Genomic DNA, 18,587 nt, shown 5'->3' on the forward strand with positions numbered 1-18,587 from the left:
CCCGGCGCGGCGAAGGGGGGAAGAAGGGGAAAAGAGCGGCAGCGAGGGACCGTCGGGGCGGGAGGCGACCGGCCGGTGGAAGCGGGGTCCCGGCCTCACTGCACCAGGACGGCGCCGCCGCACCGGGTGCCGGTGACCGCCACGTCGGCTGCGCCGAGCTTCACGCCCGCGAGGCCGAGGATCGAGAACAGCAGGCTGTCGATCGGCCCCGCTGCGGCGCCGAGGATCCCGGTGACGAGACCCTTCGGATCGATGACGCCCGGGAGGGAGAGGCCGTTGACCTGGAGGTCGAGGTTGGCGAGCAGCGAGGCGGTCGCCGAGCTGACGAGCGTCGTCGTCGACACGGTCCGGACGCGCCCGGTCCGGATGTCGTCGTCGGCGAAGGTCAGGGACCGGGTCGAGGCGCCGAGCTGCACCGACGACACGCCGGTGACGGAGAGGAGCGGCGCCCTGAGGATCGTCGCGGGGATGGGGGCGCCGCGCGGGCTGCCGAGATCGAGGGCGTTGGCCGGGACGGCGCCGATCGACAGGGCGGCGATGCCGGTCGAGACGTCGAGCGTCGCGGTCCGCTCGCCGGAGGCGTTCCATGGGCAGACGACCGAGCGCAGCACGGCGCGGGCCGGCGCCAGCTCGATCATGATCGGCAAGGAGAGGTCGACGAGGCCGACCGGCCCGGGGATCGACAGCTCGACGAGGATGCGCTGCTGGGCCGTGCTCAGGCTGCCGCCGATTCCGGTGAAGCCCGAGGTGCGCCAGGCGTCGCCGGTGCGCAGCGAGACCGTCGCACGCAGGAGGCCCGGGATCGCCGTGCCGAGGTCGAGCCCGACCTGGCGCCCGCCATTGGCCAGGAAGGCCGCCCCGCCGATCATGTCGAGTGCGTTGACCCACAAGGCCTCGCCGGTCTGCGCCATCGGCGTCGATCCGACCTCGCCCGCATTCAGCAGCCCGGCGAGGCGGACCGAGGTCCCGGTGCCGCTCAGGGCGGCCGTCAGGGCGTTGAGGGCGGGGCGGGCGCCCGAGCCGCCGGCGGGGTCGGCGGCCTGCCCGAGGAGGGCGACGAAGTCCGACAGGCGCAGGCTGCCGGCCAGCACGTCGTCGAAGGTCACGGCCTGGAGGCTGAGCCGGGGGGCGGCGCCGCGCAGGAAGCCCAGGGCATCGACCCGCAGGCCGGCGAGGGCGCGGTAATCCATCAGCGAGAGCGACACGGTCGTGCCGAGCAGGCGCGACAGCAGCGCGTTGGCGATGCCCGCGTCCAGGCCGACGAGGCGCGAGCCGATGCCGAACGAGGCGAGCTCGGCCCGCCGGGCCGTCGCGTCGCCGGAGACGACGAAGCTCGTGGGACCGCCGACGATCCGCGTGAAGGCAGTCCTGACCGTGTTGGCGAGGTGGATGCGCACGGCGTTGGGGGTGCTCGATCCCGGGGTGAAGCGGCGCGCGGGCGGGATCGTGCGGTCGGCGACGTAGGTGCCGGGGACGACCGTGACGTCGTCGGGGATGCGGTAGCCGTTGTCGACGAGGGCCCGCGTCGCCGCCGCGGCGCCGTCGCTCGCCCGGGCCGCCGCGAGGGCGGCGAGGTCGACCGCCGACTGGATGCGGCGCTTCTCGAGGTAGACGAGGCCGAGATCGACCCCCAGGCCGGCAAAGCCGCACAGCATCGCCAGCACCAGGGCGACGAGCGGCAGGATCGCCCCCGCCTCGTCGGCGCGCAGCCGTCCGAGCCGCGCCCTCACAGGCCGCCCCGGCGGATGCTCGCGGAGCGCGAGAGGGTCTGGGGCAGCGGCACCGACCGGGGGAAGACGTTGAGAAGCGTCGTCTTCAGGTCGTAGCGCAGGGTGACGGTGAAGAGGTTGGGATCGCCGTCGTCGGGCTTCGCCTCGATGGTGACCGCGTCGGCCCGCAGGACCGAGCCGACGACAACACTACGTTGTGCCGCCGAGGTCGCGAGGGCGATCCGCTCGGCCGGATCGAGCCCCGCCACGGCCGCCCGCGCGGATTCGCTGGCCGCGGTCTGCAGGGAGTGGGCGACGCCGAGATAGCTCCCGAACGCGATGATTCCCAAGAGCATGGCGAGGAGGGCGGGCGCCACGATCGCGAATTCGACCGCCGCCGAGCCCGATTTCTGCCGCGCGAACGCGGCCACGAGCGTGCGTGATGTCGGCATGAGCAACTCCCGGTTGATCAACCTGGAATTGATTTGACGACACGGAGGTTTCACATAAGTTAATACCCTCAATAAAGACGCGATCCTTTCAAGATCGGCGCAGAGCCGCGATGCTTTCGCGTCCTGTCGGACGGCAAGCGGCAGCCCTCGGGCGGTAGACCGCCGGTTTGTCTGCAATCGGACGGCGTGCTCCCGGCGCCAGTGACCCAATTAGATTGTCTGACCGGTCGAAAAAGCGGCATCAAGCACTTAATTGATCAAAATTTGTATTTTCAAAGACAAATATCAAGATTATAAATATCGCAGCGTAGTCTGACTGGACGGCATGATCGCAGTTTAACCTCAGATAACTGTTCCGTGGCGGTATCGGTATCGCCGCCGTGCCAGTGTATCGCGATCGATAATCCTTTCCCGCGATCCTTCTCGGCGATCTCGCCCGATGACCTTGCGCGTGCGGTTCGGCGCAGGTCTCTCGCCGTCTCCCGGTCCTGGACAGAGAGGAATGGATCCGTGGACCTGTGGTCCGACGACCTGGGTGCCGCGTGTTGGCCAATAGAAGGCACCGATCGTGAAGATCCGGAGCAGCGTTCGATTGCGACACCACGGTATCGGACACCGACGAACGGGCCTGCCGACGGGCTGGCGTTCCGTGACACCCCCGTCCCGGGTCTTCCTCCGCTGATGCCCCGGTCGGCCGTGAAACGGATCGGCCTACGACGGTCCGGAGAGCATGGGAGCTCGTTTGCTTGGTGGGATCGAGATCGAGAGGAAATGTCTCGTTCGAATTGCGACCCCATCCCGATGATCGAGTCGAGTGCGGGATAAGAGTTTCACCTCAATTCGATCGGGTTCTGCCGGCCCGACCCCGCGCCGGCGCCGTGTTCCGCGTCGCGACCGGCGCCGTCCTAAGCAGACTTGCGTTGGCGGGCCAACGCTTCGCCCGCTTAGGTTCTTGTTTTGTCGCAGATTTTCGGCGCCGAACCGGTAACCACTTCGGCGAAATCTGCTTAGAGCGCTTCATGATCGCGCTGCAATCACGGCACGCGACACGGGCGTGAAGCCTTTCTGTGTCGAGGCTTTCCCACACACAACCTCATCCTGAGGTGCGGGCGATCGAAGATCGCTGAGCCTCGAAGGAGGGCTCCAGAGATCGCAGCGACATCTGGAGTCCTCCTTCAAGGTCAGTCGATCTTCGATCGACTAACGCCTCAGGATGAGGTCGCGGGTGGGAGACATAATCATCGCGGATCCACGTCACTGTCGTGTACCGTGCGCTGCAATCGCGAAGCGCTCCAGGTATTTGATTTTGCCGCATTTTCTTCGACGAACCGGCATCCGCTTCGTCGAAAAATGCTCTAGCTCAGCAGCGCCGCGACCGGCAGGTCGATCGTGATGACGAGGCCCGTCGCCGCCCAGTCGTACGCGATGGCGCCGCCGAGCTGGTCGCGGGCGCTGCGGGCCGCCAGCACCGTGCCGAAACCCTGCCGGTCCGGCGCCCGCTCGATCGGAGGACCGCCCTCCTCCCGCCAGCGCAGGCGGTAGGTGTCGCCGTCGCGCGTGCCGTCGATCCGCACCACTCCCTCGGGCGCGGCGAGCGCGCCGTACTTCACGGCGTTGGTCGCCTGCTCGTGGACGATCAGGGCGAGCGCCGTCGCCGACCGCTCGCCGATCGCGGCCTCGGCGCAGCGGATCCGGATGCGGTCGGGCCCGGTCGCCCGGTAGGGGGCCAGCAACTCGTCGAGCAAGCCCTGGACGGTCGTCGTCGCCCCGCCGCCCGCGCCGTCCTCGGTGACGTGGGGCCGCACGTAGTCGTGGGCGCGCGACAGGGCGTCGATCCGCTCGCGTAGCTCCCGGGCGTAGGGCTTGGCCTCCGGGTAGTCCCGGGCGCTCAGCGACACCATGCTGGTGACGACCGCGAAGATGTTCTTGATGCGGTGGCTCAACTCGCGCGTGAGAAGCGCGCGCGCCTCCTCGTCCTGCCGGGCGGCGGTGATGTCGCGGAAGGTGCCGACGAGCTGGAGGCCGCGTCGCGCCGCCCCTTCCCCGGCGAACTCGACTTGGCCCATGGCGGCGATCCAGACCACCTGCCCGTCCGGCCGCAGCAGCCGGTAGGCCGTGCGGTAGCCCCCGTCGCCGGCCGGATCGAACGCCGCCTGGACCAGGCGGTGGTTCTCGTCGCGGTCGTCCGGGTGCAGCATGCCGAGCCACTGCCGGTAGCGCAGCGGCGCCTCGCTCGGGAAGCCGATGATGCGCCGGCAGCGCGGCGAGCCCTTGAGCGTGTCGGCGTCCAGGCTCAGCCACCACAGGCCGAGATCCGCGGCCTCGACGGCGAGCTCGAGCAGGTGGGCGCTCTCCTCGAGCTGCGCGCTCAGAGCGGCGGGGTCGGTGGCGTGTGGCGGCACGGGCAGGATCACGGATGGCGTCACGGCGGCACCGGTCTACAGGCGTGGCCGGCGCGAGGCGAGACGCCGCGGCGTCGCGCCTCGCGCCGGCTCACGGTCGGGTGCGGACGGCCGCGGACGACCCCGCGGCGGCGGCCCGGGCCCGGTGCAACCGGAGCGCGCCCTTTCGCAGCGGAGTTGTCCTGTCCCAATTGACGGACAGCAACCTGTCTGCATAATCGGACAGGTCAGGGCGTGACGGATCCGATGGCGGTCCGCTTCGCGAGACTGGCATGCAAGCCACGAGCCAGGGATGGCCCCGTGACCTCCGCGATCGAACCCCACAAGGCGCGCCGGCTCTACCTGCTGCTGCGCGACCAGATCACCAGCGGCCGGCTGGCGAACGGCGCCCGCCTGCCGGGCGAGCCGGTGCTCGCCGCCGAGCACGGCTTGGCGCGGGTCACCGTGCGGCGCGCCCTCGACCTCCTGGCCGGCGAAGGGCTGGTGCGCCGGCGTCCGGGCTCGGGCACCTTCGTGCAGGCGCCGGCCGGTCCCCGGCCGGTGGTGGCCGATCTGCCGAACCTGCTCTCGGGGCTGATCGCCATGGGCCGGGCCACCGGCGTGCGGCTCCTTTCGTTCGAGTACGTGGCGGCGCCAGCCGCCATCGCCGAGGCCCTGCTGCTGGAGCCCGGCGAGCGGGTGCAGCGCTCGCTGCGGGTGCGCCTGATCGACGGCCAGCCCTTCTCGTACCTCACCACCCACGTCCCCGAGCGGGTCGGCCTGTCCTACTCGGAGGCCGATCTCGCGGCGACGCCGCTCCTCTCGCTGATGGAGCGCTCCGGCGTCGTCGCCGACCGGGCGACCCAGGCGATCGGCGCGACGCTCGCCGGCCCCGAGGTGGCGGGCGCCCTCGACCTCGAGGTCGGCTCGGCGCTGATCGAGCTGACGCGCGTGGTGTTCGACCCCTCAGGCCGCGGCGTCGAGCACCTGCACGCGCTCTACCGGCCCGACCGCTACGCCTTCCAGATGGATCTCGTGCGCACGGGCGACGCCGGCGAGCGGCGCTGGACGCCCGCGGTGCCGCGCCCGGTCAAATCCGAATCCCCCCGCCGTCCCACCCACAGGAGGCCCGCCCCGTGACCTCGATCCTCGCCCCCTCCCGCCGCGCCGTCCTGCGCACCGGCCTCGCCGCGACCTCGCTGGTGGCGATGCCCGCGATCCTTCGGGCGCAAGGGGCGTCCGTGAAGCTCGGCATCATCCAGCCGGTGACGGGCGCGCTCGCCAATGACGGCGACCTGGGCAAGCTCGGCGCCGAGCTGGCGGTCCAGGACATCAACGCGGCCGGCGGCCTCAAGGCCCTCGGCGGCGCCAAGCTGGAGATCGTCTTCGCCGACAGCCGCTCGAACCCCGAGACGGCGGCGCAGGAGACCGAGCGCCTGAACGGCGAGGGCGTGGCGGCGATCGTCGGCGGCTTCGGGAGCGGCCTCTGCGCCACCGCGAGCCAGGCGGCCTCGCGCTACGATCTGCCCTACCTGATCGATGTCGGCGTCGCCGACCAGCTGACGAAGCGCGGCCTCAAGAACACGTTCCGGTTCTCGCCGAGCTTCGGCATGGTGACGAAGAACGCGCTCGACCGCCTCGTCGCCCTCAACGACGCCGCCGGCAAGCCGGCCCGCACCGTCGTGATCGTGCACGAGGACGGCCTGTTCGGCTCCGGCCTCGCCAAGCTCCTCCAGGCCGAGCTGCCGAAGCTCGGCTTCGAGATCCTCGAGACCGTCTCGCATCCGAGCCCGGCCCGCGACATGGCGAACGTCGTGCTGCGCATCCGCTCGCTCCAGCCCGACCTCGTGATCCCGTCGAACTATTACGGCGAGTTCGTGCTGCTCGCCCGCACCATGCTCCAGCAGCGGGTCCGCCCGAAGGGCATCTACGCGATCCTCGGCGGCGGCGCCTCGTCCCTGCGCTTCGTCAAGGAGTTCCCGCAGGCGGCCGAGGGCGTGATGGATTGCAACCACTGGCCCGATCCGAAGAACCCGCTGACGGCCGACTTGCGCAAGCGCACCGAGGCCGCGGGCCGGGCCTTCGCCTACAACGTGCCGATGAACTACTCGGCGGTGCGCCTGATGGCCGAGGCGATCGAGAAGGCCGGCGCGCCCGACCGCCTCAAGATCATCGAGGCGCTCTCGACCCAGAGCTTCTCGAGCGGCGTGATGCCGTACGGCCAGTCGAAGTTCGACACCGGCCAGAACACCGCGGCGCTCCCGCTCAACACCCAGGTCCAAGGCGGCGACGTCAAGGTGATCGCGCCCGAGGCCTTCGCGGAGGCCAAGGCCAACTTCCCGCTCAAGGCGTGACGATGTACGCGCCCCAGATCCTGATCGAGGCGGCCCTCAACGGCCTGATGACGGGGGCGGTCTACGCCCTCATCGCCCTCGGGCTGACCCTGGTCTACGGGGTGCTGCACATCATCAACTTCGCGCATGGAGCGCTCCTCACCGTCGCGATGTTCGCGGTCTGGGGCGCCTTCGCGCTGGTCCACGTCGATCCCTATTGGGCGATGGTCGGGATCGTGCCCCTGATGTTCGGCCTCGGCTACGGCCTGCAGCGCTTCGTCATCGGCCCGGCGAGCCACGGCAACGACAACAACGTGCTGCTCGTCACGCTGGGCCTGTCGATCGTGCTGGAGAACGGGTTGCTGGCGCTCTTCCGCTCCGACACCCGCGCCCTCGATTCCGACGCCGCGCTCCAGGTGATCGAGCTCGGGCCGCTCCTCCTCTCGACGCCGCGGGTGATCGGCTTTGCCGCCTCGCTCGCCGTCACGGCCCTCCTCTGGCTCGTCCTCAACCGCACCGACACCGGCCGGGCGATCCGGGCGGTGGCGCGGGAGAAGCTCGGCGCGCGCCTCGTCGGCATCGAGGTCGACCACGTCTACGCCGTCACCTTCGGCATCGGCTGCGCGTGCCTGGCCGTCGCCGCCTGCCTGTTGATGCCGACCTACTACGTCAACCCGCGCTCGGGCGCCGCCTTCGTGCTCGTCGCCTTCACCATCGTGGTTTTGGGCGGCATGGGGTCGATCGCCGGCGCCCTCGTCGGCGGCCTGATCATCGGCGTCGTCGAGAGCTTTTCCGGGCTGCTGCTCGGCGACAGCCTCGGCCAGATCGGCATCTTCCTGATCTTCATCCTGGTGCTGCTGGTGCGCCCGACCGGCCTGTTCGGAGCCCGCGCATGAGCGCCCGCGACCTCCTACCCGCGATCCTCGCCCTGGCCTTGCTCGCCGCCCTGCCCTTCCTCGGGCTGTCGGGCAGCGTCCTCAACTTCCTCGTCACGACGCTGATCATCGCGCTCGCGGGCCTCGGCTGGAACGTGCTCGGCGGCTTCGGCGGCCAGTATTCCTTCGGCCACGCCGCCTTCTTCGGCACCGGCGCCTACGCCACCGCGATCCTGCAGATGAAGCTCGGCTGGAACGCCTGGGGGGCGCTCGGGGCGGGAATCGGGCTCGGCGCCCTCGTCGGCCTCGCCATCGGCTACCTGAGTTTCCGTGCGGGGCTTCGCGGCTCCTACTTCGCCCTCGTCACGCTCGCCTTCGCGGAGGTCTTCCGCATCCTGGCGAACGCCGCCGACGTCACCGGGGGGGCGGCCGGCCTGCTCCTGCCCCTGCGGCCGGGCCTCGCGACCCTGCAATTTGCCGACCGCAAGCTGTTCTACCTCCTCGTCCTCGCCTTCGTGGGCGTGGCGCTCCTGATCTCGCGCTGGCTCGAGCGCTCGCGCTTCGGCGCCCACCTCATCGCCGTGCGCGAGAACGAGGAGGCGGCCCGGGCGCTCGGGGTCGACGCCCTCGCGGTCAAGCTGCGCGCCATCGCGCTCTCGGCGGCGATCACCGGGGCGGCGGGCGGGCTCTACGTCCAGTCCTTCCTCTACCTCGATGCGGGCGTCGCCTACGGCACCTGGATCTCCGTCGAGGCGCTCTTGGCGCCGATCGTCGGCGGCATCGGCACCGCCTTCGGCCCGCTCGTGGGGGCACTCGCCCTGCAGGGCCTCGGCGAGGTCACCAAGCACCTCGCCGGCGGCATCCCGGGGGTCGACCTCGTGGTGTTCGGCGCCTGCCTGATCGCCGTCATCGCCTTCGCGCCGCAGGGGCTGCTCGGCCTGCGTCCCTTCCGCCGCCGGTGCAAGGCGCGCGGCGAGCGCACCGTCCCGGTGGGAGCCTGACCCGATGCTCGCCGTCGATTCCCTCACCAAGCGCTTCCAGGGCCTCGTCGCGGTCGATCACGCCTCGCTCGCCGTGCCGGCCGGCTCGATCACCGGGCTGATCGGCCCGAACGGGGCCGGCAAGACCACCCTGTTCGGGATGATCTCGGGCTTCCTCACCCCGAGCGAGGGCCGGGTGCTGTTCGATGGCGCCGACATCACCGGCGAGGCGCCGCACCTGCGGGCGCGCCGCGGCATCGCCCGCACCTTCCAGATCGTCCAGCCCTTCGCCGGGCTGACGGTGGCCGAGAACATCGCGGTCGGCGCCTATCTGCGCCACCCCAGGCGCGCCGACGCCGTCGCCAAGGCCCGCGAGGTCGGCGCCCGGGTGGGTCTCGGCGACCAGCTCGACAAGCCGGCCTCCGACCTCACGGTCGCCGGGCGCAAGCGCCTGGAGGTCGCCCGCGCGCTCGCCACCGAGCCGCGCCTCCTCCTCCTCGACGAGGTGCTGGCGGGCCTCAACCCCTCCGAGATCCGCGACATCCTGCCGGTGGTGCGCTCGATCCGCGACGGCGGCGTCACCATCTTGATGATCGAGCACATCATGCAGGCGGTGATGACCCTGTGCGAGGAGGTCTTCGTCCTGGCGCAGGGCCGGATGATCGCGTCCGGGCCGCCGCGGCAGGTCTGCGCCGATCCGCAGGTGATCGAGGCCTATCTCGGCAAGGGCGCGGCCGCCCGCATGAAAGCCGAGGAGGCCGTCGATGCTTGAGGTCTCCGGGCTCCGCGCCGGCTACGGCGCCACCGAGGTCCTGCGCGGCCTCGACCTCTCCGTGCAGCCGGGCGAGATCGTCGCGGTGCTCGGCGCCAACGGCGTCGGCAAGACGACGCTCAACAAGGTCCTGTCCGGGGTCGTCTCGGCGCGGTCCGGCACGATCCGCTTCGACGGCCAAACCATCACCAACGCCTCGGCCTCTGCCATCGTCGAGGCCGGGCTGATCCACGTCCCGGAAGGCCGCAAGATCTTCCCGAACCTGAGCGTGCGCGAGAACCTGATGCTCGGCAGCTACCGCCGCGGCCGGGCGCGGCGCGCTGAGAATGTCGAGCGGGTCTTCGCCACCTTCCCGCGCCTGCGCGAGCGAGCGGCCCAGGCCGCCGGCACCCTCTCGGGCGGCGAGCAGCAGATGCTCGCCATCGGCCGCGGCCTGATGGCGGAACCCCGCCTCCTCATCCTCGACGAGCCCTCGCTCGGACTCTCGCCGCTCCTCGTCGAGGAGATGTTCACGCTCGTCCGGACCCTCAACCAGGAAGGACTGCCGATCATGCTGGTGGAACAGAACGTGGTGCAGTCGCTCGATCTCGCGACCCGTGCCTACATCCTGGAGAACGGCACCGTCGCGCTCGAAGGCGACGCCGCGACGCTCGCCGCCGACCCGGCCCTGCGCCGCGCCTATCTGGGGCTCTGAGCGATGGGCATCGTCACCCCCGGCATCGTGCCGGCCACCACGTTGATGGCCGAGCCTGTCCCCGCCTGGCTCGGGCGCTGGACCGCCTTCGCGGCCGACCTCCGATTCTCCGACCTGCCCGAGGCGGCTCTCGACCGCGCCCGCCTCGTCCTCCTCGATTCGCTCGGCGTCATCGCCGCCGGGATGCGCGAGCCGGAGTGCCGGGCGCTCGCCGAGCGGCTGGCCGCCCGCCGCACGGGCGCGGCCCCGGCGATCGGCAGCGGCCTGTCGCTCGATCCCCGGGACGCGGCCTTGGTCAACGGCGCGGCGGGCACGACGCTGGAGCTCGACGAGGGCAACCAGTACGCCCGCGGCCACCCGGCGATCCACGTCGTCCCGGCCGTCCTCGCGGTCGCCCAGGAGATCAAGGCCTCGGGCGCCGACCTGATCGCGGCGCTGGTCCTCGGCTACGAGATCGGCGCGCGGATCGGCATCGCCTCGAAACTGCGGGTGACGATGCACCCGCACGGCACCTGGGGCACCGTCGGCGCCGCGCTCGCGGTGGCGAAGCTGCACGGCGCCGATGCCGCGATGATCGGCCGGGCGATCGGGCTCGCCTCGTCGCTGGGTCTGAGCACCAGCCGGCGCACGATGCTGGAGGGGGCGACCGTCCGCAACACCTATGCGGGCTTCTCCAACCAGCTCGGGCTCACCGCCTGGGACCTCGCCGAGAGCGGCTTCCTGCCCGAGCGCGACGGGATCGGCACGGTCTATGGCGGCATCCTCGCCGACGATTTCTCCGCCGACGCGATGGTGGAGGAGCTGGGCGCGCGCTGGGAGATCGCCCGCAACTACTTCAAGCGCCACGCCGCCTGCCGCTACACCCACGGCGCCCTCGACGCCCTGGCGCAGATCCGCGCCGAGTCCGGTCCGCTCGACCCGGATTCCGTGCGATCGGTCGAGGTCGCGACCTACGTCTGGGCGGCGCAGCTCGACCACCCGGCGCCCGAGACGATGCTGGCGGCGAAGTTCTCCCTGCCCTTCGCCCTCGCGGCGGCGCTCGTGCGGGGCGAGGCGAACACCGACGCCTTCCGGGACGAGGCGCGGGCCGACCGGCGCATCCTCGCGCTCGCCCGTCGGGTGATGGTGCGGGAGGATCCGGCGATGACGGCGCAGCTGCCGTCCCTGCGGCCCGCCACCGTCACCCTGACGCTGGCCGACGGCCGCAAGCTCTCGGCGAAGGCGCTCACCAACCGCGGCGACACCGAGGACCCGTACTCGGCCGACGACGTGCGGGACAAGTTCCGGGCGCTCGCCGGGCCGGTCTGGGGGGCGGAGCGGAGCGAAGAGGTGATCCGCGCGGTGGCGGGGATCGAGCGGGCGGACGGGATCGGGGAATTGCTGGCTTTGGTGGCGTGAGCCCAAGGTGCAGGCGGTCCAGATTCGTGCTGCGCCACTGACAAAAGCAGATCGAAACTGCCTTATTTGTATCAGCAAAATATATAAATGAACACATCACAGACAAGATGAGGCGCGGGATCCCCTCTCCCGTGTGGGAGAGGGGTAGGGGTGAGGGTGGAGACGGTACCGATAAAGGCTCCGAACGTTCCGCCGCCAGCACGATGGTCTGAGATTTACTGCGGAAGCGTGCCACCCTCACCCCTGTCCCCTCTCCCACACGGGAGAGGGGGACCCGCGCCTGTCCCTTTCCCCGATGGCGCTGCGGCAATGGGGAAAGCGGACAACCACCCACGAACGCGATGAAACCGAACGAGGAACACCCCGCGTCATGTCCCTGAAGTCCCGCCTCGCCGAGGACCGCGTCCTCGTCGCTCCGGGCGTCTACGACGCCCTCACGGCCTCGCTCGCCACGGATGCGGGATTCGAGGCCCTGTACCTCTCGGGCGCGGCCATCGCCTATACGCGGCTGGGCCGGCCCGATATCGGCCTCGTCGCGATGACCGAGGTCGCCGAGACGATCACGCTGGTGCGCGACCGGGTGGCGACGCCCCTCGTGGTCGATGCCGACAACGGCTACGGCAACGCGCTCAACGTCGAGCGCACCGTGCGGCTGTTCGAGCGGGCCGGCGCCAGCGCGATCCAGCTCGAGGACCAGAGCTACCCCAAGCGCTGCGGCCACCTCCAGGACAAGACCCTGATCGGCCAGGGCGACATGGTCGGCAAGATCAAGGCGGCGCTCGACGCCCGCGTGAGCGCCGAGACCCTGATCGTCGCCCGCACCGACGCGGTGGCGGTCGAGGGCTTCGAGCGCGCCATCGAGCGGGCGCAAGCCTATGCGGAGGCCGGTGCCGACGTGCTGTTCGTCGAGGCGCCGCGCTCGGCCAACCAGCTCGCCGAGGTGACGAAGGCGCTCGGGCACACCCGCCCGCTGCTCGCCAACATGGTCGAGGGCGGCGACACGCCGCTGGCCTCCGCCGCCGATCTCGGGGCGCTCGGCTTTCGCCTGGTGATCTTCCCCGGCGGCATCGTGCGGGCGTTGGCCCGCACCGCCCAGGCCTATTACGGCTCGCTCGCCAAGGCCGGCACCAACACGCCGTTCGCCGACCGGATGTTCGATTTCGGCGAGCTCAACGCGCTCATCGGCACGCCCGAGATGCTGGCGCGCGGCCGCGCTTACGAAGGAAGCGCCCAATGACCCCGATCGATCCCGTCACCCTGGCGGTGCTGAAGGGCCGCCTCGAGCAGATCGCCGACGAGATGGACGCGACGCTCTACCGCTCGGCGTTCAACCCGATCATCGCGGAAGCCCGCGACGCCTGCCACGGCCTCTACCACGCCACCACCGGCGACACCCTGGTCCAGGGCACCAAGGGCCTGCCGATCTTCGTCGGCGCCATGGCGTTCGCGGTGAAGGCCGTCATCGCCAAGGTCGAGCGCGAGGGCGGCCTGGAGCCCGGCGACACCTTCCTGTTCAACGACCCCTATAGCGGCGGCACCCACCTCAACGACTTCCGCCTCGTCCGCCCGGTCTTTCGCGAGGGGCAGCTCTTCTGCTGGCTCGCCTCGGTCGGCCACTGGCTCGATATCGGCGGCAACGTGCCGGGCGGCTACAACCCGAAGGCGACCGAGAGCTTCCAGGAGGGCGTGCGCTTCCCGCCCGTCAAGCTCTTCTCCGCCGGGCGCCTGAACCAGGACATCGTCGACATCCTGGCCGCCAATACCCGCGTCCCGACCTCGAACTGGGGCGACCTCAACGGCCAGCTCAACGCCCTCGACCTCGGCGAGCGCCGCTTCACCGCGCTCCTCGACGAGTACGGCGATGCCACGGTGGACGCCGCCTTCGCGGCCTTCTCCGACCGGGCCGAGGCCCTGATGCGCGCCGCGATCCGGGCGCTCCCGGACGGCCATTACGGCTTCTCGGACGTGCTCGACAACGACGGCATCGTCGACGAGCCCCTGACCATCGCCCTCGACCTCACCATCGAGGGCGACCGCATGGTGCTGGACTTCTCGCGTTCCTCGGCGCCGGCGCAGGGGCCGATCAACATCTCGCACGCGACGACCGTGGCAGCCTGCTACGTCGCCCTCAAGCACGTCTTCACCGAGGTTCCGGCCAATGCCGGCTGCCTGCGGCCGATCACCTTCACGGTGCCGGAGACGACCCTGCTGGGGGCCGGCGCCCCGAAGCCCATGGCGGGCTACACCGAGACGATCCTGCGGCTGATCGGCGTGGTGCTGGGCGCGCTGGCCGCCGCCGATCCGGACCGCGCCACCGCCGCCCCCTTCGGCACCATCAACGCGCTCTCGCTCGCCGGCCACCGGGCCGACGGCTCGCGCTGGGTGATGTTCTCGTTCTTCGGCGGGGGCCTGGGCGGCAACCCCGAGACCGACGGGCTCAGCCACGCCAACAACCCGATCTCGACCGCGACCATACCCCCGGTCGAGATCCTGGAGGCCGCCTACCCGGTGGTCTTCACGCAATGGGCCCTGCGGCCGGACAGCGCCGGGGCGGGCGCGCATCGCGGCGGGCTCGGGGCCGTCTACGAGATCGAGACCCTGACCGACGCCGACGTCTTTCTGCTGGGCGAGCGCGGCAAGGTGGCGCCGTTCGGCGTCAAGGGCGGGCATTCCGCGGCGCTCAACCGCTTCGGCTGGCAGACGCAAGACGGCTGGGCGAACCCGCCGATGGTCTCGAAGGTGACGGATGTCCGCATCAAGGCCGGCGAGCGGGTGCGGCTCGAGACCCCCGGCGGCGGCGGCTTCGGCCACCCGGCCGAGCGGAACCGCGACGCCCTGCAGCGCGACCTGCGCCTCGGCTACGTGAGCCCGGAGGCCGCCGCCCGCGACTACGCCCTGACGACCGGAGACGAGCAATGACCCCCCGTGCCATCGTCGGCGTCGATGTCGGCGGCACCTTCACCGACCTGTTCTACTACGACGAGGCCGCCGGCCGCTTCCAGACCGGCAAGGTCCCGTCGAACCGCGGCGACGAGGCGGTGGGTTTCCTCGCCGGCCTGAAAGGCTTCGGCCCGGTCGCCGGCCTCGCCTCGATCGTCCACGGCACCACGGTCGGCACCAACGCGCTGCTGGAGCGCAAAGGCGCCCGGATCGGCCTCATCACCACCCGCGGCTTCCGCGACGTGCTGGAGATGCGCCGGCGCGACCGGCGCCACACCTGGGGCCTGTGGGGCGATTTCGTGCCCGTGGTCGACCGCGACCTGCGGCTCGAAGTCGACGAGCGCACGCTCGCCGACGGCACGATCCGGGAGTCGGTGAACCCGGATCAGGTGGCGGAGGCTGCCCGCGCGCTGATCGCCAACGGCGCCGAGGCCCTGGCGATCTGCTTCGTCAACGCCTACGCCAACCCGGAGAACGAGCGGGTCGCGATGGAAGCGGCCGCCGCCGTGTGGCCGAACGCCAACGTGGAGCGCTCGTCCGGCATCCTGCCGGAGATCCGCGAATTCGAGCGCACCTCGACGACGGTGCTCAACGCCTACCTCCAGCCGGTGGTCGGCAGCTATCTCGGCAAGCTCGACCGGGCGCTGGAATCGGAGGGGTTCGAGGGCCGCTTCCACATCGTCCAGTCGAACGGCGGCGTGATGTCGACCGCCACCGCCCGGCGGCTCCCCGTGCGCACCGCCCTGTCGGGGCCGGCGGCCGGGGTGATCGCGGCCGCCGCCATCGCCAAGGAGGCCGGTTTCCCGAACGTGATCACGGGCGACCTCGGCGGCACCTCCTTCGACGTGTCGCTGGTGGTCGAGGGCGAGACCGCCTTGGCCGCACAGACCACGATCGATTTCGGTCTCGTCATCCGCACGCCGATGATCGAGATCAGCACGATCGGCGCCGGCGGCGGCTCGATCGCCCATGTCGATGCCGGCGGCCTGCTCCAGGTCGGGCCGGAGAGCGCCGGCTCGCGGCCGGGCCCGGTCTGCTACGGCCAGGGCAACACCCGCCCGACGCTCACCGACGCCAACGTGGTCCTGGGCCGCATCAATGCCGAGCGGCCGATCGGCGGGGCGCTGAAGCGCCTCGACGTGGACGCCGCGAAGGCCGCGATCCAGGAGCACGTCGCAGGTCCCCTCGGCCTCGACGTGATGGCGGCGGCGGAAGCCATCGTGCGGGTGGCCGACGGCAAGATGGCCGGGGCGATCCGCCTGGTCTCGATCGAGCGCGGCCACGATCCGCAAAAGTTCGCCGCGGTGCCGTTCGGCGGCGGCGGGGCGCTGCATGTCGGCGCGCTCATCAAGGATGTGGGCCTGCGTGGCGCGCTGGTGCCGCGCTATCCCGGCGTCACCTCGGCGCTCGGCTGCGTCATCGCCGATATCCGGCATGATCAGGTCCAGACCCTCAACCTGTCGCTGGCCGGCCTCGACGCCGCCGCCCTCGACCGGCGAATGGTGGCGGAGGCGCAAGCCGCCCGGGAGGTCGTCGAGGCGGCCGGTCTCACGGTGTCGCGCATCGACACGGTGTTCGAGCTCGACATGCACTATGTCGGCCAGACCCACACCGTGGCGGTGTCCCTCCCCGTCACGGTCGAGAACGGCACCACCGGCGTCACGGTGGCGATCATCCAGCAGGCGTTCGAGGCGGCCTACCGGACCTCGTTCAGCCGCCTGCTGCCGGGGCTGGGCACCCGGATCGTCAACCTGCGCACCGCGGCGATCGGCCGGCGCCCGCATTTCGACCTCGCGGCGCTCGCGCCGGGGGCGGATGCGTCGCTCGAGTCCGCCCGCACCGGCACCCGGCCGGTCTGGTTTGCCGGCGCCTGGCACGAGGCGGCGGTCTACGCCCGCCTGTCGTTGCCGGTCGGCGCCGAGATCCCCGGCCCGGCGATCCTGGAGCAGCCGGACGCCACCACGGTGGTCGATCCCGACCTGACGGCCCGGGTCGACCGGCTCGGCAACGTCGTGGTCACCCGCACGGGAGAGCCCGCATGAGCCATCCTGCCATCCCGATCGACCGCACCGCGCTGCTGATCTGCGACCTGCAGAACGACTTCCTGCACCCGGACGGCGCCTATGGCCGGGCCGGGCAGTCCGCGCCCGAGATCGCGGCCGTTCCGGCGACGGTGCGCCCGCTCGCCGAGCTGATCCGGGCGCGCGGCGGGTTCATCGTCTCGACCCACTTCACGCTGGTGCCGGGCAAGGGCGGCGAGCCGATGATCTCGCCCCATCTGCGCGAGCTGCGACCGTTCCTGCGCAAGGGCGATTTTTTGCCCGGCGCCTGGGGCCACGCGCTGGTGGACGAGCTCCAGCCCGCCGACCTCACGGTCGAGAAGGTCGCCTACTCGGCCTTCTACATGACCCGGCTCGAATGGGTGTTGCGCAAGGCGGGAATCGAGCGGCTTCTGGTGTCGGGCATCGTCACCAATGGCGGCGTCGCCTCGACGGTGCGCGACGCCCATGTCCGCGACTTCTCCGTGACCGTGCTGTCGGATGCCTGCGCGGCCTTCTCGCCCTCCGTGCACCGGACCGCGATCGACGCGCTCAAACCCGTCTGCCGGGTGGCGGAGGTCGCCGAGATCCTGGCGGAGCTGTCAGCATGACGATCGCCTCCGCCGCGGGAATCGCCTTCGACATCGAGGTCCCGGTCGCGGTGATTGGCGCCGGCGCCGCCGGGCTGGTGGCGGCGCTCGCCGCGCACGAGGCCGGGGCCGAGGTGCTGGTGATCGAGCGCGATCCCGTGCCCCGCGGCTCGACCGCCCTCTCGGCCGGGCTGGTCCCGGCCCCCGGCACCCGCTGGCAGCGGGAGGCCGGCCTGGAGGACAGCCCGGCCTTGTTCTCCGCCGACATCATGGCGAAGGCCAAGGACGAGCCCGATCCGGCCCTCGTCGCGCGGCTCGCCGGCAGCGTCGGCCCGGCCCTCGAATGGCTCAGCGATCGCCACGGCCTCCCCTTCTCGGTCATCACCGACTTCCGCTACCCGGGCCATTCGGCGAACCGCATGCACGGCCTGCCGAGTCGGTCGGGCGAGGAACTGGTCGACCGCCTCGCCCGCGCCGTCGAGGAGGCCGGAATCCCGATCCTGTGCGAGGCCGCGGTCGACACGCTCTATGCCGAGGACGGCGCCATCCGGGGCCTCGGCCTCGTGCGGCCCGACGGCTCGCGCGAGCGCGTTGCCTGCCGGGCGCTGGTGCTCGCCTGCAACGGCTATGGCGGCAACAAGGCCCTGGTGGCGAAGCATGTCCCGGACCTGTCGGGCGCGCTGTATTTCGGCCACGAGGGCAACCAGGGCGACGCGCTGCGCTGGGGCGAGGCGCTCGGCGCCGCCACACGCCACCTCTCGGGCCACCAGGGCCACGGCTCGGTGGCGCACCCGCACGGCATCCTGATCACCTGGGCGACCGTCACCGAGGGCGGGTTCCAGGTGAACGCGGAGGGGCGACGGTTCTCGAACGAGAGCAAGGGCTATTCCGAGCAGGCGGCGGAAGTGCTGCGCCAGCCCGGGGGGAGCGTCGTCACGGTGTTCGACGCGCGTATCGCCGGGATCGCCCGCCAGTTCGAGGATTTTCGGAAAGCCGAGAGCGCCGGGGCGATCGTCGAGGCGGAGACGATCGCCGAACTCGCCGCGCGCCTGCACCTGCCGGAGGACGGCCTGGCGGCGACCCTGGCCGAGGTCGAGGCGCTCAAGCGCGACGGGGGGCGGGACGCGTTCGGGCGCTCCTTCGCGGGCGTGCCGGCGCTCACGGCCCCTTACCGGGCGGTGCGGGTGACGGGCGCGCTGTTCCACACCCAGGGCGGCCTCGTGGTCGATGACGACGCGCGGGTTCTCACGCAGAACGGCACCGCGATCCCGAACCTGTTCGCGGCGGGCGGCGCGGCCTGCGGCGTCTCCGGGACCGGGCCGGGCGGGTATCTCTCGGGCAACGGGCTGCTCGCCGCGGTGGCGCTCGGGCGCATCGCGGGCCAAGCGGCGGGGGCGATGGGGGTTTGTTAGTTCTTAAATCCT

Annotated in this window: 15 protein-coding genes; 12 read left to right on the forward strand and 3 right to left on the reverse strand. The window is 71.3% G+C overall.

Annotated features, from left to right (window positions below):
- Window positions 1-95 precede the first annotated feature (95 nt).
- The 3 genes from BMX97_RS01455 to BMX97_RS01465 form a co-directional block, all read right to left on the reverse strand.
- The gene (locus BMX97_RS01455) at window positions 96-1,730 is read right to left on the reverse strand and encodes a pilus assembly protein TadG-related protein (RefSeq protein ID WP_091744681.1); all 1,635 of its coding nucleotides are present in this window, start codon (window positions 1,728-1,730) and stop codon (window positions 96-98) included.
- Entirely contained in the window at window positions 1,727-2,161 is a 435-nt protein-coding gene (locus tag BMX97_RS01460; RefSeq protein ID WP_091744682.1) for a TadE/TadG family type IV pilus assembly protein, read from the reverse strand. The genes BMX97_RS01455 and BMX97_RS01460 overlap by 4 nt, the downstream gene beginning before the upstream one ends.
- 1,355 nt (window positions 2,162-3,516) lie before the next feature.
- Window positions 3,517-4,587, reverse strand: coding sequence for a sensor histidine kinase (locus BMX97_RS01465; RefSeq protein WP_091744683.1), 1,071 nt, complete (start codon window positions 4,585-4,587; stop codon window positions 3,517-3,519).
- 276 nt (window positions 4,588-4,863) lie between these two features.
- Between BMX97_RS01465 and BMX97_RS01470 the strand changes: the two genes are divergently transcribed.
- From BMX97_RS01470 to BMX97_RS01525, 12 genes are all read left to right on the forward strand, one after another.
- Window positions 4,864-5,682: a GntR family transcriptional regulator gene (locus BMX97_RS01470; RefSeq protein WP_091744685.1), complete on the forward strand. Its 819-nt coding sequence runs from the start codon at window positions 4,864-4,866 to the stop codon at window positions 5,680-5,682.
- A 5-nt stretch (window positions 5,683-5,687) separates the two neighbouring features.
- Complete coding sequence (locus tag BMX97_RS01475) at window positions 5,688-6,896, forward strand: ABC transporter substrate-binding protein (protein WP_244538243.1); 1,209 nt, start codon at window positions 5,688-5,690, stop codon at window positions 6,894-6,896.
- Window positions 6,897-6,898: 2 nt separating this feature from the next.
- On the forward strand, window positions 6,899-7,771 hold the full coding sequence (locus BMX97_RS01480) for a branched-chain amino acid ABC transporter permease (protein ID WP_091744687.1): 873 nt from the start codon (window positions 6,899-6,901) through the stop codon (window positions 7,769-7,771).
- Window positions 7,768-8,751 (forward strand): branched-chain amino acid ABC transporter permease, encoded by a 984-nt coding sequence (locus BMX97_RS01485; RefSeq protein WP_091744689.1) that lies wholly within the window; start codon window positions 7,768-7,770, stop codon window positions 8,749-8,751. The genes BMX97_RS01480 and BMX97_RS01485 overlap by 4 nt, the downstream gene beginning before the upstream one ends.
- Window positions 8,752-8,755: 4 nt before the next feature.
- Window positions 8,756-9,502, forward strand: a complete 747-nt coding sequence (locus BMX97_RS01490; RefSeq protein ID WP_091744691.1) for an ABC transporter ATP-binding protein — start codon at window positions 8,756-8,758, stop codon at window positions 9,500-9,502.
- Window positions 9,495-10,196 (forward strand): ABC transporter ATP-binding protein, encoded by a 702-nt coding sequence (locus BMX97_RS01495; RefSeq protein WP_091744693.1) that lies wholly within the window; start codon window positions 9,495-9,497, stop codon window positions 10,194-10,196. Before BMX97_RS01490 ends, BMX97_RS01495 begins: the two co-directional genes overlap by 8 nt.
- A gap of 3 nt (window positions 10,197-10,199) precedes the next feature.
- On the forward strand, window positions 10,200-11,594 hold the full coding sequence (locus BMX97_RS01500; RefSeq protein WP_091744695.1) for an MmgE/PrpD family protein: 1,395 nt from the start codon (window positions 10,200-10,202) through the stop codon (window positions 11,592-11,594).
- 370 nt (window positions 11,595-11,964) lie between these two features.
- Window positions 11,965-12,831 carry an isocitrate lyase/PEP mutase family protein gene (locus BMX97_RS01505; RefSeq protein ID WP_091744697.1) on the forward strand — a complete coding sequence of 289 codons (867 nt, stop codon included), beginning with the start codon at window positions 11,965-11,967 and terminating at the stop codon, window positions 12,829-12,831.
- The gene (locus tag BMX97_RS01510) at window positions 12,828-14,513 is read left to right on the forward strand and encodes a hydantoinase B/oxoprolinase family protein (protein WP_091744699.1); all 1,686 of its coding nucleotides are present in this window, start codon (window positions 12,828-12,830) and stop codon (window positions 14,511-14,513) included. Before BMX97_RS01505 ends, BMX97_RS01510 begins: the two co-directional genes overlap by 4 nt.
- The gene (locus BMX97_RS01515) at window positions 14,510-16,576 is read left to right on the forward strand and encodes a hydantoinase/oxoprolinase family protein (protein ID WP_091744701.1); all 2,067 of its coding nucleotides are present in this window, start codon (window positions 14,510-14,512) and stop codon (window positions 16,574-16,576) included. The genes BMX97_RS01510 and BMX97_RS01515 overlap by 4 nt, the downstream gene beginning before the upstream one ends.
- Complete coding sequence (locus BMX97_RS01520) at window positions 16,573-17,184, forward strand: cysteine hydrolase family protein (RefSeq protein WP_091744703.1); 612 nt, start codon at window positions 16,573-16,575, stop codon at window positions 17,182-17,184. The genes BMX97_RS01515 and BMX97_RS01520 overlap by 4 nt, the downstream gene beginning before the upstream one ends.
- Window positions 17,181-18,575, forward strand: coding sequence for an FAD-dependent oxidoreductase (locus tag BMX97_RS01525; protein ID WP_091744706.1), 1,395 nt, complete (start codon window positions 17,181-17,183; stop codon window positions 18,573-18,575). Before BMX97_RS01520 ends, BMX97_RS01525 begins: the two co-directional genes overlap by 4 nt.
- The last annotated feature ends 12 nt before the right edge of the window (window positions 18,576-18,587 follow it).

The organism is Methylobacterium sp. ap11 (genome assembly GCF_900110515.1).
Lineage (GTDB): Bacteria > Pseudomonadota > Alphaproteobacteria > Rhizobiales > Beijerinckiaceae > Methylobacterium > Methylobacterium ajmalii.